The sequence below is a fragment of the Helicobacter sp. T3_23-1059 genome, from assembly GCF_053654515.1.
Genome location: NZ_JBSIUV010000016.1, coordinates 1 through 14,842, shown reverse-complemented (window position 1 = coordinate 14,842; position 14,842 = coordinate 1). Strand labels below are relative to the sequence as shown.

Here is a 14,842-nt window from a genome sequence, read left to right as displayed (position 1 = left end):
AGTGTTTTTAACTTGCCAATATTCTTTATGATATAGATTCTTTTTGCGTTGGCTTATTTTAGCTCTGCCCAAGTCTTGCCTAGCGCGTAGCTTGATTTTAGTGGGACATTTAGCGTGTAGATATTATCCATTATGCTAGTTAGCTCTTTTGCTTTTTGCTCTGCTCCCTCCCTATCTAGCTCAAAGATTAGCTCATCATGCACTTGCAAAAGCATTTTTATACCGCTATGTTTTTCTTGCAAAAGAGTGTGGATTTTTAGCATTGCTAGTTTGATTATATCTGCTGCACTGCCTTGAAAAATCGAGTTGATTCCCTCGCGCAAAAAATTTGCCCTCATAAATTCTGTGGCATTTGAAAAATTAAAATACCTCCTATGTCCTAGCAAAGTCTCTGCATAGCCTTTTTGCAAAATCTCTTCTTCTTTTGCGCTTAAAAAATCTTTGACCGTGGGGAAAGAGAGAAAATATCCTTGAATGTAGCTTTTTGCTTCTTTAAATGAAATTTTTAGTGTTTGGGATAGTTTGTTTGCGCCCATTCCATAGATAAGCCCAAAGTTGATACTTTTTGCGACATTGCGCTTTTGCTCTGCGCCACTCTCGCCAAATATGATTTTTGCGGTTTGTAAGTGAATGTCTAAATCATTTGCAAACGCTTCTAAAAGCACAGGGTCTTTGGAAAAATGTGCTAAAAGTCTAAGCTCGATTTGTGAATAATCAATTGATAGCAGTATCTTAGAATCATCGCTAGCGCAAAATCCTGCGCGGATAAGCCTGCCCTGCTCACTTCGCACGGGGATATTTTGTAGATTGGGCGATTTTGAGCTAAGTCTGCCTGTGGCTGTGCCTGTTTGCAAAAATGAAGTGTAGATTTTGTGGTTTTTTTGGAGTTTTAGCATAGGCTCGACATAAGTGCCTTTTAGTTTGGCTAGCTCTCTATATTCTAGGATTTTAGCGACTACGGGGTGAGAATCTAGCAAAGTTTGCAAGGTTTTCTCATCAGTGCTATATCCGCCTTTGATTTGTCTTTGTGCTTTTAGTTTTAGCGTGTCAAATAGCATAGAAGCAAGCTGTTTTGGGGAGTTTAGATTAAACACACTGCCACAAAGAGAGAAAATCTCTTGCTCGATGTGAGAGATTTCTTTTGCAAATTTCTCTTGCAAATCCCTAAAATGCACACAATCAATGGCTATGCCTTCTTCTTCCATCGCAAGTAGCACTTTGATAAAAGGAAACTCTAAGCGTTGCGCTAAATCAAACATATATGATAATCCCCTAGAATCTAGCTCATATTTTAGCCGAAAAAATAGTCTAAAACTAGCGGCAGCATCTTCAGCGGCGTATTTGGTGGCATTTGGGATTAGGACTTGGGAGAAATCATCTAGCTTGCCTACAACCTCGCCAAAACTTATCATAAGGTAATTAAACCATTTTTTCATCTGCTCATCTAGCCCTACTTTGCTAACGCTATCAAAAAGCCACGCAAGCAGCATAGAATCATAGATTCGCCCCTTTTCATAGTCGTAGTGGATTCCTAGATTTTGAGCGATTTTTAAATCGTATTTGAGGTTATGTCCAATTAGTGAGTGTGTAAAAATCTTTTGGATTGCTTTTTTTGCCTCATCTATGCTTAGCTGGGATTCTACGCCTAGATAGCTATGGGCTATGGGGACATAATAGGCATTTACCCCATCAGCACAAAAGCTAAACCCTACGATATTTGCTTCTTTGGTATCAAGCGCGGTAGTCTCGCAATCATACGCAATTAAACAATCTTGCGGGATAGAATCTAGTATATTTTCTAGCTCTGCAAAGGATTCTATTTTTTTTGCTTTGAAGTGAAATGGCGAAGTCGCTAGATGTTCATCTATCTTAGATTTTAGGCTAGATTCTTTGATATAACCAAAACTTCCAAAATCTAAACTAACATTTTTAGTTTGCTTTGTTTGCCCATCTTGTATGGCGTGGATTGTTGTTGTAGATTCTACTTCAAGTCCGCCTAGCCCTTTTTTTGCCTCATTTTTTGCTAGATTATCCTGTGCGATGATTTGGCTAAAAGGCACATTTATTTTTTCATTGCTTAGTCGCTGGACGATTTTGGCAAACTCATATTTTTTCATCTCATCTAAGATTTTGCTAAGCGGATTTTTAGGTGGCATTAGCGATTTTGAGAAGTCAAACTCACTAAATAATCCCCTCTCTAAGCTAACAAGTTTTTTGCTTAAAAATGCAGAATCTTTGCTATCTTTTATCACGCCTGCTAGCCTTGCTCCCACCACTTCAGCGATAGATTCTATGTTTTCATAGATATGCTCTAGCTTTTCAAATCGCTCTATTAGCTTTGAGGCAGTTTTTGCGCCGATGCCTTTTATGCCCGGGACATTATCGCTACTATCGCCTACCAAACTTTGATAATCAATAAAATTTTTGGGATACACGCCAAATTTTTCAAAGCATTCTTCATCGTGGATTTCTTTATTTTTTACAGGGTCTAGCAAGTAAATATGCTCATTTATTAGTTGATATAAATCTTTGTCGTGGCTTATGATTTGCGTGTGTATGCCTTTGCGCTCGGCAAGTGTGGCAAGAGAGGCGATAATATCATCGGCTTCATAGCCTTTGATAGATAGATTTACAAAGCCCATTTTTTCTATCCATTCTATGGCGATTGGGAGTTGCAAGATTAAATCTTCAGGGGCTTTTGCGCGGTTTGCTTTGTAGTTGGCATACATTTCTTTGCGCTTATTTACCCCCTCGCCCTCCAATGCAAAAACGATAAAATCCCCCTCATTATTTTTGTGTAGTTTCATTATGAGATTTGCAAACCCCATAAGAAGCCCTGTGGGGAATCCATCTTTATTTCGCAATGGCGGGAGCGCGTAAAAATTGCGAAAAAAGAATCCAAAAGTATCAATGATGATTAGTTTTTGCACTTTTTAGCTCCGTTTTGTTTTTTGGTGTTTGTAGATTTTGCGTGAAGTTTTTTGTCAATGGTGATAAAACAGCGACTTAGTAGATTTGGCTAGATTTTAGAAAGGATTTATCTTGCCTAGCATTCCTAATGCTAGTGATTTGCGATTTTCCTCAACATTTTTATACGCATCATTTAGCGCGGAGATAAGCAAAATCTGCAATGATTCTTTATCTTCAAGTAGGCTATCATCTATGAGTATATCCACCACTTCGCCCGCACCATTGATACTCACGCTAAGCAATCCTCCACCACTTTTTGCAGTCATAATAGTTTCTTTGCTTTTTTGCTCCATTTCTTGCATTTGCTCTTGCATTCCGCCTAACATTTGGCTTAGATTTTTCATATCAAACATTGTTGTCCTTTATTTAATCAAATTTTGTGCATTTTGCACGAAACGCTAACTATGCTTTATAAGTGGATAAAAAGATATGTCAAAACTAAAAATAACGCCGATATAAGTAGCACCATTAGGGCAATAGACATTTATATTTGCTTTCACGCCGTCTTTTTTACTCATAAATACCTCAAGTGTGTATTGTATCTAAAAAATCAAATTCTATTACTTGCTTTTGCTAGCTTTGTATGTGCATTTTTGTATGTTATCAATCACTCATTTGGATAAGAATCAATATGAGATTCTACCTTTGTTATGTGGTTTTTACTATCGACAAATACGACTTTTGGCTTATGGCTTTTTGCTCGCTCATAGTCCATACTCACATAAGAAATGATGATGATTATATCGCCTATGCTTGCCTTTCGTGCGGCTGCGCCATTTAGGCATATTGTGCCACTATGTGCCTCTCCTTTTATCACATAAGTGCTTAATCGCTCGCCATTATTGACATTTACCACATCAACTTTCATACCCTCTAGCAGTCCCGCCTCCTCGCACAGCGCAGAATCAATCGTAATCGAACCTACATAGTTGATATTTGCCTCGCTTAGTGTTGCGCGGTGGATTTTAGAAAAAAGCATTTCACATTGCATAATTTATCCTTTTTGTTGTGTTTTGTTTTGGCATTTTGTGGCTTTATATCGTATCGACAAAGCCATCTTCTGGCAAGATAATCTCTAAATCTTTTGGAATGTAATGCAAGATTTTATCCAAAAATATTGATTCTGTTAGCATATCGCCACATAAAAAGATTTTGCTAATGGCGTAGTTTTGAGACATATCTCTAGCTAGCCCCCCTACAAATTCGCACAAAGAATCCACCACCCCATAGCACAAAGTCGCGCTATCCACGCCCGCTAGCGCGAAACTCATCGCACTTCGCAAGATTTTTGGCATATCTAGCTCTAATCTACATTGTTGATTTTTTATCGTTTTATAGTCGATACGAGGACCTTTATCCCGCAAAAACAATTTGGCATTATTTAGCACCGATTCTATGCCCTCTTTCGTGCTAGATTGTTTATGACAATACCCCAATACCTTGCCGATAGTGGCAAAAAATGCGATTAGATTTTGGCTAGAATCTTGTTTAGCATTGTCGTTGATATTGTTTGCAATAATGTTTGTGGCATCGTTTATGGGGTTGCTAAAATCCAATGATTTTGCACCAAAATGTGCTTTAAAATTTGCGATTAGTTTATCGCCGTTTTTGTATGTGGCGAGACGCGCTAAAATCTCATTTGGATTTGTAGGAAAATCGATATGCAAAATCTCGCTAAATGTATCGTTTTGTGGCTTGCTTTGTGCGCGTGCTTCTTTGTTTTGCGGTTTGTTTTTATGTTGGGTAGAATCTACTAGATTTTGTTGATACACCCATATCGCGCTATTTTTGGATTTTGAGAGATAGATGACAAGCATTTGAGAGGCGTGGAGTGCTTTGGCAGTGCTATTTGGGGGATTATTTGTGCTAGATTGTATGTCTTGTGGATAATGCTTGCGAATGATTGAAAAAAGGTTTAATGAAGTGTATTTATCCTCGATATATGTGCCGTTTTTGTCGCATACTACGCGCTTATGAGGAGGGATAGCGTATGTGAGCGTAGAATCTAGCATTATTGATTCTGCGTTTTTAGATTTTGAGGTGGTAGAATCTTTTTGTGTGGATTTTTTTTGGGAATCGCATTTAGATTTTGTCGCTTTGCTACTCACATTTGTATTTAGAGGGTTTATAAACACAAATTCTACGCCATTTAATCTAGCCCCCACGCCTAGCAATGCTAAAAGTGGCTCAAATGCTAGTATGCACTCAATGTCTTTGTTTGTGGCATTTTTACTAGGGAAAAATTCGTTTGCAAACACTTCTTTTGGACATAGCTTCATACTTGGCTTTTCAAAACTCCCAAGCAGGCTAATTTGTGCTTGATGCACGCGCATATAGCTTTGCACCGCGCCTAGCTCAAAAAACATTACAAAAGGGGTTTTTTCTTTTGTGCTTAAAAGCATATCCCCCCTTGTAGTTCGTATATACAGAGTTTTCCCCTGTGCTAAATCCTCGCTCAAACGCAAAATCTCTAAAAGTATTTCGCTAGATTTTTTATCATTTTTTGCAAAATCTATTGTTTGATTATTTATGTTTATCTTTGCAAAAAATGGATTTAATGCTAAATTTAGCGAGGAGTTATTTGCGCTAGATTTAGCGTTACAAGCTGTTTCAAATGCATTCAAAAGTTCGTTTGTTTGTAGCACAGTTGGGATAGGTTTTATGTTTTTTAGGGAGGCTGGCAAGGTGCTAGAAAATCTTTTTGGCAATATGTTTGGCATATCTTGTTTTAGCTCGCTAGCTTTTTTTATCTCGCTAAATACAAAATCCATACTCAAAGGTAGATTCTCACTTATGGCATTTGCAAAATCTATGATTAGATTCTGGTTAGATTTTGTGGATTCTATGGAGGTGGATTTTGTGGGATTTATGGGATTTGTAGCAGAGGTGGATTTTATAGATGGGCGGACAAAAAAATACATTTCATTTGATTTGATTGTATGCAGATTATGGCAAAACACGCTAGCAAAATCCAAATCGTGTTGCTTAGCAAGAGCGCACAAAATCGCTTCAAATGGAGCGATTTCTTTGCGCGTCTTAGTGCTTAGAAAAATAAATGCGTAAGTAAAATCAACTAAATCTTTTGACACTTTTTATGCCTTTTTCACATTGACATTATGTTTATTTGTGCGGACTTTGTGAGGATATTTTAAGATAATCTTGCAATCCATAATAAATCACATAACAAATACAAAACCGCATAAAATGCTAGCACATTTATAGCAAATACTTCAAAAAAACCATTTCAAGCTAAAAATTTTTTAACTAGATTTTGGTAAGTTTATCGCTACAAGTTTTTGTATGAAGCATTGCCAAAATCCGTATAAAAGCATTTAAAATAGCATAGGTTAAATCACTCGCAAATAGTGTAAAAATCCATAAAATGTAGCAAAATATGCAAATATTTGCACAAAAGCGCGTAAAAATACGCAAAAAATATCCATCTTTTGCCGATTTTGTTATATAATCGTGCCTCGTAAGGCGAGATTATCGCGTGAGTGTGGGCATCGCTTGTGTGTTGATAGCGTTTGCTTGCCCTTGTGTGCGTATCTTGCGTTATATTATAGCGGGGCATTTCTTTACTTCACTTTATTTCTTACTTAAAGGGTTACAAAATGGATGTGAAAACTTGGATTTTCCCAACGCTATGCTTTTTTTTGTTTTGCTATGTTATGGTGTTTGTTGGGTTTTTTACTTATCGGGTAAATCCCAATGTCTCGCTTTTTCAAGATAGCGGGTCAAAAGGTGCGACAAGCGTGGAAAGTTTTGCCAAAGAGATGAATAAAGCCATCAAAAAATAAAAATAGCTGGCTTAAATCTTTTGGATTTTCTACCGATATAGCCCACATACACATAAATATTAAGCAAACAATGCTAAATACAAAGGAGTGCAAATGAATACCATAAGCTCAAACATCGCTTCGCTAAATGCGCGAAATGCGAACGCATACAAGGAAGAAGATACCAAAGTATCAGCCCACCGCAGTAACAAAAGCGATGAAGCCCAAGTCGCAGCCCAAAATAGAATCGCTGAAATTAGGGATTCTATCGCGGCAAAAGAATACAAACTTGACTTGCAAAAAACTTCTGAAAAAATGGCACTAGATTTGCTTAATATATAACCAAAACCTCCTTGTTTGCGTGAGTTTGCCCCTATCTTGTGTCAAAGACACAAGGATCCAAAATGGGCTTAAACCACGAGAGGGGGCAAATAAGGATACACAATGGTTATGCAATACATTCAAGGTGCTATTACCGACCTTCGCACACTTATCGACTACACAAAACAAGACATAGAATCCATAAAAGCCGCTAGGCACGAAGAAATCTTTGAGCGCAATCCAAAAAAAGACGCGCTTGTAAAAGAGTTTGAAACCAAAAAGGCTCTAATTAGCCAAGAAATGCTATCTCTAAAAAGCAAAAATCCACAAAAAGACATAAAAGAGCTAATCGATTCTAGGACACAGGAGCTTTTTGATGAGATGGGCGCAGCACTAAAAGAGCTAAAAAAGCTAAATTCTAACTACGCGCAAATTGTCTTTGCTGTGAGCGAGTTTTTTACCTCGCTTATGGACAAACTTATCCCCAAAGAAACCCAAAGTTATAGCGATAAAAAATCCACTCCAAACGCTAGTATCAATCTTTTGCAAATCGAGGCTTAGGCTATGGGTGGGATTTTATCTTCGCTAAATACCTCTTACACAGGGCTTGTGGGACACCAAGTAATGGTAGATACCACAAGCAACAACATTTCAAATGCTAGTGATGAATTTTATAGTCGCAAACGCGTGATAGCCCAGCCAGAGCGACCGCTTGTAATGCACCAAGGGCTTATTATCGGGCGAGGCGTGGATATTCCAGCGATTCGCAGAATCCACGATGATTTTGTGTTTGATAGATATACCAAGTCTGGCTCTGAAATGGCATTTTTTCAAAATAGCTTTGATTTTTTGCGCGAGATTTCGGCATATTTCCCTGATGTCGATGGCGTGGGAATCTATAACGACTTAGAAGCGTATTTTAATGCGTGGAAAGATGTATCCAAAAACTCCCAAGACCCAGCCCAAAAGCAAGTCCTAGCCGAAGCAGCCCAAGTGCTTACGCGAAATATCCGCGACACTCGCATAAAGCTAGTAAATCTCCAACGCCAAGCAAGCGAAAATCTAGAAACTCTTGTAAATGAAGCAAATCGTCTAGGCTCTGAAATCGCCCACCTAAATGGCAAAATCAAAGAAATGGAAGACGCAAAGCAATACCGCCAAGCAAATGAACTGCGCGATAGACGCGACCAATATGAATTTCACCTAATCGAAATCATAGGCGGGCGCGTGTATAAAAACCACCTCCGCACAGATTCTTTGCTCCAAGCTAGAAATGCGGATTTTGATGAAAACTATGTGATGAATATCGCTAAAGGTTTTAATATGGTAGATGGCTACACTTTCCACCCCATAAAGCTAGACAAAGAAAACAATGCAGAGCACCTAAACCGCGTGTATTGGCACACTTATGATTTTAAAGATGTGGATATTACAGATAAGCTAGATGAGGGCAAGGCAGGCTCGCTAATCGCGCTATACAACACAGGATATAAAGGCACAAAAATCGGGCATATACAGCATTATATTGACTTGCTTGACACTTTTGCGCAAGGTTTTATGGAAGCCACAAACGCGATTTACGCCCAATCAGCCGCCACTAGCCTTGTAGGCGAAAAGGTAGAATTTGGACGATATGAAGCACTAAAAGATACCAACTACAATTTCAAAAATGGCTCATTTGACTTAATGGCATACAACACAAGAGGCGATGTAATCGCCACAAAGAGAATCTATATCGATAATACAACCACTATGCACGATATTATCCGTGCTATCAATCACAACGATGATGACAACAACGACAACAACGACATAAACGATTTTGATGACTATTTTAGGGCGATTTTTGATCCAGAAGTGCGTCAATTTGTCATCGAATCCACAAACCCACGCGAAGGGCTATATGTCGCTATCAAGGACAATGGCACAAATTTCACAGGTGCTATGGGAATCAACAAATTTTTGCAAGGCAATAGTGCTAGAGATATGAGGCTACATAGAGACTATGAAAAAGACGCCACACAAATCCGTCCGTGGCTAACGCCCACAGCGGGAAATTTTGAAATAGCAAATATGATGCAACAGCTTCAATATGACAAAATCGATTTTTACAACAAGCACACAAAGCAATCATTTAAAATGGGCGTAAATGAGTTTTATCAGTTTGCCGCAGGCCGTATCGCCACCGACACAGAGGAAACCCAGCGCACACTAGATACCAAAAAATCTGTCTTTGAAGCCACTAAAAAAGAGCATTTATCTATCACGCAAGTAAGCATTGATGAGGAAATGGTAGATTTGATAAAGTTTCAAGGCGGATATGCGGCAAATGCCAAAGTCATAACCACCATAGACAAAATGATAGACACACTGCTAAGCATAAAACAACCATAAAGCCATTAAAATCTGCATTTATAAACATTTTGTCATTTTTGTCATAATGTCGCGGGAAGTCTAGTCATTGTGAGAGAGCAACACAACGCGTGCTAATCCACATTTGTATCATTCTAAGCAGTGTATAAGACGGCAAAAAAATAAAAATGATTTTATAAAAATCCAAAACAAAGCAAAATCATAAAATCTTGCAACAACTTCTAAAATCCAAAAGCGCGTTGATTCACAAGGCACATTACCTACGCATTCATCTTTACGCCGTTAAAAAATTCTCTTACATCAATGTCTAGCACAGAAGCGATTTTTAGCAAATGCTCGATATTAAAATGCCCTCCTTTATGGTGTATCTCTGCGCAAGATATGATACTTACGCTTGTGTGTCCTATGGCATTAGATAGCTGACTTTGGGTTAGCCCTGCTTGCTCTCTAGCTTTTTTGACATTTAGCCCGATAGTTTTGTGGGCGTTTTCTAGGAGTATGTCTTGGAGGGTGTCTTTTGCGGTGCGTGTTTTTGTGTGTTTTTTTGCTTTCAATGATAACTCCTTATCAAAAAATTGTCTTGCAAAATCTTAAAACCAAAAAAGCAAAATCTACCTGCTGATTGGCACTAAAAGCTGTGGATGCCTATCCAAAAATACTGATAATTGCTCTATCTTGCTAGAAAATCCTGCAAAAAATCTACTTTTTGTTATGCACTCTTCAAATGGCAAAAAATGCAACCTAGATTGTTTTAATTCGTTTAGATAAAAAATAGGGTTTTTGTTTTCTGTTTTTATAAAATCTATTTTTGCCCCGAAACTCTTAGCAAGGGCTGCGTAGTCTTTGATAATGTCTTCTTGGTGCAAAGCATCTGGATCAAAGTCATAAACTTCGATTTGTAGTTTCATCTGCACAGCTATATCAAAGATGACGGAGGATATGTTTTCGCCCTTATTCATTTGCTCATTTAGCACAACAAAGCAAGTTGTGGCTTCTTTTAGATTTTCTCTAGCAGATTTTAGCACGGGAGAGTTTGTGCGAAAAAGTGCCGCTCTATTGCCCCTTTTGCTAAAGATTTGCTCCCCTACTATGATAAGCCCGATTTTTTTCTCACTATCGATACTTAGCTTTTGCCTAAAATTTAGATTTTGGTAATCAAAAATAAGGCTTATACTAGAATCCACGCTACACATTTGCTTTATCCTAGCGATAGTGGCAAAATCTCGCGGTCGCAAGACATTTACAAACAGCTTAGTAGAGCGGATTTTAGAATGCAGATATATCGCCTCATCAATTTCTTTTAAAATCGCTTCACTACTTTGGGCAAACATATCCACATACACATATATATCGCGTCCAAAAGGAGAGGGAAACTGCCCAATATCAGATTTTACTTGCTTGTAAAGATTGTTTAATGCCTTTGGCTCGCCTGCGACAAGCATAATATCTTGAGGTTGCACCACAAGCGAAAATGTCGCTAAAATCAACTCATTTTGGCGATATACGCCGATGATTTTGAAGTTTTTTTGCTGGATAGAGCCGATATGTCGATACGCAAGCAAAGAACCAAATGGCACGCCAATCTCCATAATCTCGCCCTTGCCTAGCCCAAATCCACGCGGGATAACAGGCACATTTGGAAGCCTTGAGACACATTGTGCGACTATTAAATTTGTCTCATCGATAAAGACTGCTTTGTCATCTTTTTTTTGCAATACTTTCTCGCTAAATCCTTTGCTAAGGCTTACTATTCTAGAATCCTTGCATAATTTTTTGCAGATTTTAAAAACGGCTTGTTTTTCCTCTACTTTTTCGATGATGATAAAAATATTGCTAATTTCAGCGCGAGTATGCTCAACTAGCACTTGCTCTAAATGAAATGATGAAGTATAGTCAAACTCATAGCAACTAAACGCACTTGGGATTTTTTCTGGAAACATACTAGAATCTTTAGCGATGACTATATATAAATTGTTGCTAAAATACTTTTGGGCGGTGGTTTCTAGGAAATTTTTTGCTACAATGCCATCTAAAATCAACACGACTTTTTTCAAAATCTTTATCCTTAATTTTATTAAGATTTATTCACAAAATAACACAAAATCAACGCCGCTAAACAAACGCTGATAAAAATGCAAAAACGGACATTATACCAAAACCAAGTAACGCATATAAATCATTTTAGTTTTATGCGGATACCCGCAATTCTATCTAAGTAAAAAACACAACCAAAATAGCGATAAATGCGACAAATATACGACAAAAAGGAGAAAAATATGTCTATTTTTACGCTAGAGGCTAGCAGTGGCAATGCTAGGGCTGGGAGTATCGACTTGGCGCATTCTATCGTGCAAACGCCTGTATTTATGCCTGTGGGGACGCAAGCTAGCGTAAAAGCCCTTAGCGCAGATGATTTATCGCATCTCTTAGGTGCAAAAATCATTTTGGCAAACACTTATCATACATATTTGCGACCGGGCGCAGAGGTTTTTGATAGATTTGGAGGCGTGCATAAATTTAGCGGTTTTAGCGGGAGTTTTTTAAGCGATTCGGGCGGATTTCAAGCTTTTAGTCTAGGTGGCAATGCTAAAAAGATTCCACAAGGGGTAGAGTTTGCCTCGCATATCGATGGAAGCAGGCATTTATTTACGCCACAAACCGTGCTAGATATGCAGTTATCATTAAATAGCGATATTATGATGGTGCTAGATGATTTAATCGCATTGCCCGCAGATAACGCTAGGCTAAAACAAAGTGTGGATACGACTACCAAATGGGCTAAGCAGAGTAAAATCTACTATGAGCAAAAAAAAGATGAGGGCAAGGCAGAGGGAAATCATCTCTTTGGAATCGTGCAAGGTGGCATAAGCAAGGAGTTTCGGCTACAAAGTGCTAGCGAGCTAGTGGAGCTAGATTTTGATGGATACGCGCTAGGGGGGCTAGCAGTAGGCGAAGAAGCGCAAGAAATGTATGACACGATAGAATTTAGCACGCCACTTTTGCCACGCGATAAACCGCGCTACCTTATGGGCGTAGGCACGCCAGAAAATCTAATCGAAGCCATTTCAAGAGGGGTGGATATGTTTGATTGTGTGATGCCGACAAGAAATGCACGAAATGGCACGCTATTTAGCACATTTGGGAGAATCAACATAAAAAATCAGCAATATAGGTTTGATACATCGCCAATCGATAGCGCGTGTAAATGCTACGCGTGCAAAAGCGTATCGCGTGCATATCTACACCACCTTTTTCGCGCAAATGAGCTAAGCTATCATCGTCTTGCTAGCATTCACAACTTGCATTATTATTTGGAGCTAATGCGTGAGGCTAGAGAGGCGATTTTGCACGATAAATGGGAGGATTTTAGAGTGGCATTTTATGCCAAAAGAGAATCAAATATAGCACAATAAGATTTTGCGCCATATTTAGAATCTTGTGATAAAACCTAGCAGTTTTTTACAGGTAGATTTTGCAAGGCATTTTTATAAATATGGGGCAAATTTTAAAAAAAGGATACAAAATGCAGTTTTCCACCACACCACAAAAACACGCACAAATAGACAAAGAAGGTATCGCCAAACTTATGGATATATTCTATGCAAAAGTGCGAAAAGATGAGAATCTAGGCAAAATATTTAATGCCAAAATCGGCACTGATGAAGCAAGCTGGAGCGCGCACAAACAAAAAATCGCTTCTTTTTGGGGAGGCATTTTTCTAGGAGAGCAAGACTATCACGGCGCACCTCTTAAAGCGCATTTGGATTTAGAACCATTTCCTAGAGAGTTTTTTGAGATTTGGCTAGGGCTGTTTAAGAGTTCGTGTGAAGCGGTATTTGAGGACGCACCCGCTAGTCAAATCCTATCTAAAGCGCAAGACATAGCCCAACGATTTCAAAAAATGCTTTATGAGTTTCCGCATTAGTGGGGGTTTATTTAGATTTGGATTCGCTTTTTTTGTCATTGCGCGACTTCCATAGGAGGTTGTGGCAACCCATTGTTTTTGCTATTGCTAGAATCACGCTAGCCATTTGTGGCAATCGATATTTTCCCTCCATCTATGTAGCGCAAACCAAAAAATCCATTTTTGCAACGGTAGTGGAAAACAAAAAAACGCCACGCGCAAGGGGTGGGGGGGGGGAATCCAACTCGTTGCGAACGATTACAATCTGCTTTTATATAGATTTTAACGCGTGTCAATCTATGCTTTTAAGACGCAAACCCACCTTAAGTAATTTGAAATGCGGTTTAGAGTATGAAGCACACGATGAAAAACAAGTATATCATTCGTTCAAGAATTTTAGAAGCAAAAACAAGAGAGTTTTTAAAGAAAGATTCTTAAATTATTTTCTACTTCGCTTATGTTACTAGATTTGTAAAAAGTTTAGATATTGAAGCCGTTAAAATTGCAAAATTAAGCAAAATTTCTCGTCAAAGTGTCAATAAAATTTGCAAAAACATTAGAATCTTAATCGCAAAAGAATGTGAAAAAAACTCTAAATTAAATGGCAAAATTGAGGTTGATAAAAGCAACCTTTTGATATAGATTTTGGTCGCTAAAAGAGTGAGGGGCAAAAGAGACTTAAGTAGCAGGCAAAAAACTTCTGTGTTTTTTGCTTCTTTTGACTTATAACTGCAAGCAGAAATGGCTATGCAAAACATAGATTAAGCAAATTTAGAGGAATCAAAAAAGAGAATTTCTTATTTCATTTACAAGAAACAGAATTTAGGTAGCCATAACAAAATTACAGAATCAAAATTTATACAAATACTTTTATTTTTGATTTAACATAATTCGCTTAAGGCGGGTTGATCCTTTTTAATTATGGATTGTTACGCTTGCTTCGCTCGCAATGATGATTTTACCACCCCCTAGCCCCATTCGTAGAGGGATAGGGGAATTTACTTCATCATTGAAAGCAGATTTTACTAAAATCCGCGTGGCAATACATTATTTACGCATTGCAGTGTGGATTGCCACGAATTTGCTAGCGCAAATTCTAGCAATGACGAAAACGGTGGAATTATAGATTACCACGCTTAGCTAGCGTTCGCTTACAGTTACGAAAATTTCTTTATCATATTGATTGAGTGCGTAAGCGCGAAATATCTCTGTTTATTTGCGTATTTTGGATACTTCGCTTACGCTTAAACTTGACAAGAAATACTTGAGATACTTCGGTTGCTTCACTTCCTCAGTATGACAAAAACCAAAATCCCTATCCACAAATGAGCCAAAAATAAAATAAAAAGTCCCCCTCGTGCTAATGGAGGGGGGGGGAATCCGTCATTGCGAGCGATTAGTTTTTACGCTTTTTTTGCAGAACCTTTTGCAAAATCTAACTCGTGGAAATCGCCTTTTTTGCCACTTACCGCAAAAAAAATCTACAAAAATATTT

Annotated in this window: 14 protein-coding genes and 2 pseudogenes; 9 read left to right on the top strand and 7 right to left on the bottom strand. The window is 38.2% G+C overall.

Annotated elements, in window-relative coordinates:
• Positions 1-53: 53 nt before the first annotated feature.
• From polA to ACWIX0_RS06125, 5 genes are all read right to left on the bottom strand, one after another.
• Positions 54-2,930, bottom strand: coding sequence for a DNA polymerase I (gene polA / locus ACWIX0_RS06145; RefSeq protein ID WP_454172847.1), 2,877 nt, complete (start codon positions 2,928-2,930; stop codon positions 54-56).
• 96 nt (positions 2,931-3,026) lie between these two features.
• The gene (locus ACWIX0_RS06140) at positions 3,027-3,323 is read right to left on the bottom strand and encodes a YbaB/EbfC family nucleoid-associated protein (RefSeq protein WP_454172845.1); all 297 of its coding nucleotides are present in this window, start codon (positions 3,321-3,323) and stop codon (positions 3,027-3,029) included.
• 254 nt (positions 3,324-3,577) lie between these two features.
• A complete protein-coding gene (gene panD, locus ACWIX0_RS06135; protein ID WP_454172843.1) occupies positions 3,578-3,961 on the bottom strand; it encodes an aspartate 1-decarboxylase in 384 nt (127 codons plus the stop codon).
• 43 nt (positions 3,962-4,004) lie between these two features.
• Positions 4,005-6,059 (bottom strand): hypothetical protein, encoded by a 2,055-nt coding sequence (locus tag ACWIX0_RS06130; protein WP_454172841.1) that lies wholly within the window; start codon positions 6,057-6,059, stop codon positions 4,005-4,007.
• Positions 6,060-6,322: 263 nt separating this feature from the next.
• Positions 6,323-6,544: a hypothetical protein gene (locus ACWIX0_RS06125; RefSeq protein ID WP_454172840.1), complete on the bottom strand. Its 222-nt coding sequence runs from the start codon at positions 6,542-6,544 to the stop codon at positions 6,323-6,325.
• Between the two features lie 40 nt (positions 6,545-6,584).
• Here ACWIX0_RS06125 and ACWIX0_RS06120 point away from each other — a divergent pair, with 40 nt between their 5' ends.
• The 4 genes from ACWIX0_RS06120 (at position 6,585) to flgK (ending at position 9,464) form a co-directional block, all read left to right on the top strand.
• On the top strand, positions 6,585-6,770 hold the full coding sequence (locus tag ACWIX0_RS06120; RefSeq protein ID WP_454172838.1) for a hypothetical protein: 186 nt from the start codon (positions 6,585-6,587) through the stop codon (positions 6,768-6,770).
• Between the two features lie 93 nt (positions 6,771-6,863).
• Positions 6,864-7,091 carry a hypothetical protein gene (locus ACWIX0_RS06115; protein ID WP_454172836.1) on the top strand — a complete coding sequence of 76 codons (228 nt, stop codon included), beginning with the start codon at positions 6,864-6,866 and terminating at the stop codon, positions 7,089-7,091.
• A gap of 102 nt (positions 7,092-7,193) precedes the next feature.
• Positions 7,194-7,631: a hypothetical protein gene (locus ACWIX0_RS06110; RefSeq protein WP_454172834.1), complete on the top strand. Its 438-nt coding sequence runs from the start codon at positions 7,194-7,196 to the stop codon at positions 7,629-7,631.
• Between the two features lie 3 nt (positions 7,632-7,634).
• Positions 7,635-9,464 carry a flagellar hook-associated protein FlgK gene (flgK, locus tag ACWIX0_RS06105; protein WP_454172832.1) on the top strand — a complete coding sequence of 610 codons (1,830 nt, stop codon included), beginning with the start codon at positions 7,635-7,637 and terminating at the stop codon, positions 9,462-9,464.
• Positions 9,465-9,703: 239 nt separating this feature from the next.
• Here flgK and ACWIX0_RS06100 read toward each other — a convergent pair whose 3' ends face one another.
• A complete protein-coding gene (locus ACWIX0_RS06100) occupies positions 9,704-9,997 on the bottom strand; it encodes a helix-turn-helix domain-containing protein (RefSeq protein ID WP_454172830.1) in 294 nt (97 codons plus the stop codon).
• Between the two features lie 57 nt (positions 9,998-10,054).
• A complete protein-coding gene (locus tag ACWIX0_RS06095; RefSeq protein WP_454172829.1) occupies positions 10,055-11,497 on the bottom strand; it encodes a COG3400 family protein in 1,443 nt (480 codons plus the stop codon).
• A 222-nt stretch (positions 11,498-11,719) separates the two neighbouring features.
• Here ACWIX0_RS06095 and tgt point away from each other — a divergent pair, with 222 nt between their 5' ends.
• The 5 genes and pseudogenes from tgt to ACWIX0_RS06070 all read left to right on the top strand — a co-directional run bounded on the left by tgt (position 11,720) and on the right by ACWIX0_RS06070 (position 14,473).
• On the top strand, positions 11,720-12,856 hold the full coding sequence (gene tgt, locus ACWIX0_RS06090; protein WP_454172827.1) for a tRNA guanosine(34) transglycosylase Tgt: 1,137 nt from the start codon (positions 11,720-11,722) through the stop codon (positions 12,854-12,856).
• A 110-nt stretch (positions 12,857-12,966) separates the two neighbouring features.
• Positions 12,967-13,368 (top strand): group III truncated hemoglobin, encoded by a 402-nt coding sequence (locus tag ACWIX0_RS06085; protein ID WP_454172825.1) that lies wholly within the window; start codon positions 12,967-12,969, stop codon positions 13,366-13,368.
• 477 nt (positions 13,369-13,845) lie between these two features.
• A pseudogene (locus ACWIX0_RS06080) lies at positions 13,846-13,975 on the top strand (IS1595 family transposase); the annotation flags it as partial.
• Between the two features lie 115 nt (positions 13,976-14,090).
• Positions 14,091-14,232: pseudogene (locus ACWIX0_RS06075) on the top strand (IS1595 family transposase); the annotation flags it as partial.
• 64 nt (positions 14,233-14,296) lie between these two features.
• Positions 14,297-14,473: a hypothetical protein gene (locus tag ACWIX0_RS06070; RefSeq protein ID WP_454172823.1), complete on the top strand. Its 177-nt coding sequence runs from the start codon at positions 14,297-14,299 to the stop codon at positions 14,471-14,473.
• Positions 14,474-14,842 lie beyond the last annotated feature (369 nt).

Bases quoted from the DNA above. Each gene is read 5' to 3' on its own strand.
- ACWIX0_RS06120 (WP_454172838.1), top strand. From the start codon at position 6,585: ATGGATGTGAAAACTTGGATTTTCCCAACGCTATGCTTTTTTTTGTTT.
- ACWIX0_RS06110 (WP_454172834.1), top strand. From the start codon at position 7,194: ATGGTTATGCAATACATTCAAGGTGCTATTACCGACCTTCGCACACTT.
- ACWIX0_RS06115 (WP_454172836.1), top strand. From the start codon at position 6,864: ATGAATACCATAAGCTCAAACATCGCTTCGCTAAATGCGCGAAATGCG.
- ACWIX0_RS06125 (WP_454172840.1), bottom strand. From the start codon at position 6,544: ATGCCCCGCTATAATATAACGCAAGATACGCACACAAGGGCAAGCAAA.
- panD (WP_454172843.1), bottom strand. From the start codon at position 3,961: ATGCAATGTGAAATGCTTTTTTCTAAAATCCACCGCGCAACACTAAGC.
- ACWIX0_RS06140 (WP_454172845.1), bottom strand. From the start codon at position 3,323: ATGTTTGATATGAAAAATCTAAGCCAAATGTTAGGCGGAATGCAAGAG.
- flgK (WP_454172832.1), top strand. From the start codon at position 7,635: ATGGGTGGGATTTTATCTTCGCTAAATACCTCTTACACAGGGCTTGTG.
- tgt (WP_454172827.1), top strand. From the start codon at position 11,720: ATGTCTATTTTTACGCTAGAGGCTAGCAGTGGCAATGCTAGGGCTGGG.
- ACWIX0_RS06085 (WP_454172825.1), top strand. From the start codon at position 12,967: ATGCAGTTTTCCACCACACCACAAAAACACGCACAAATAGACAAAGAA.
- ACWIX0_RS06070 (WP_454172823.1), top strand. From the start codon at position 14,297: ATGATGATTTTACCACCCCCTAGCCCCATTCGTAGAGGGATAGGGGAA.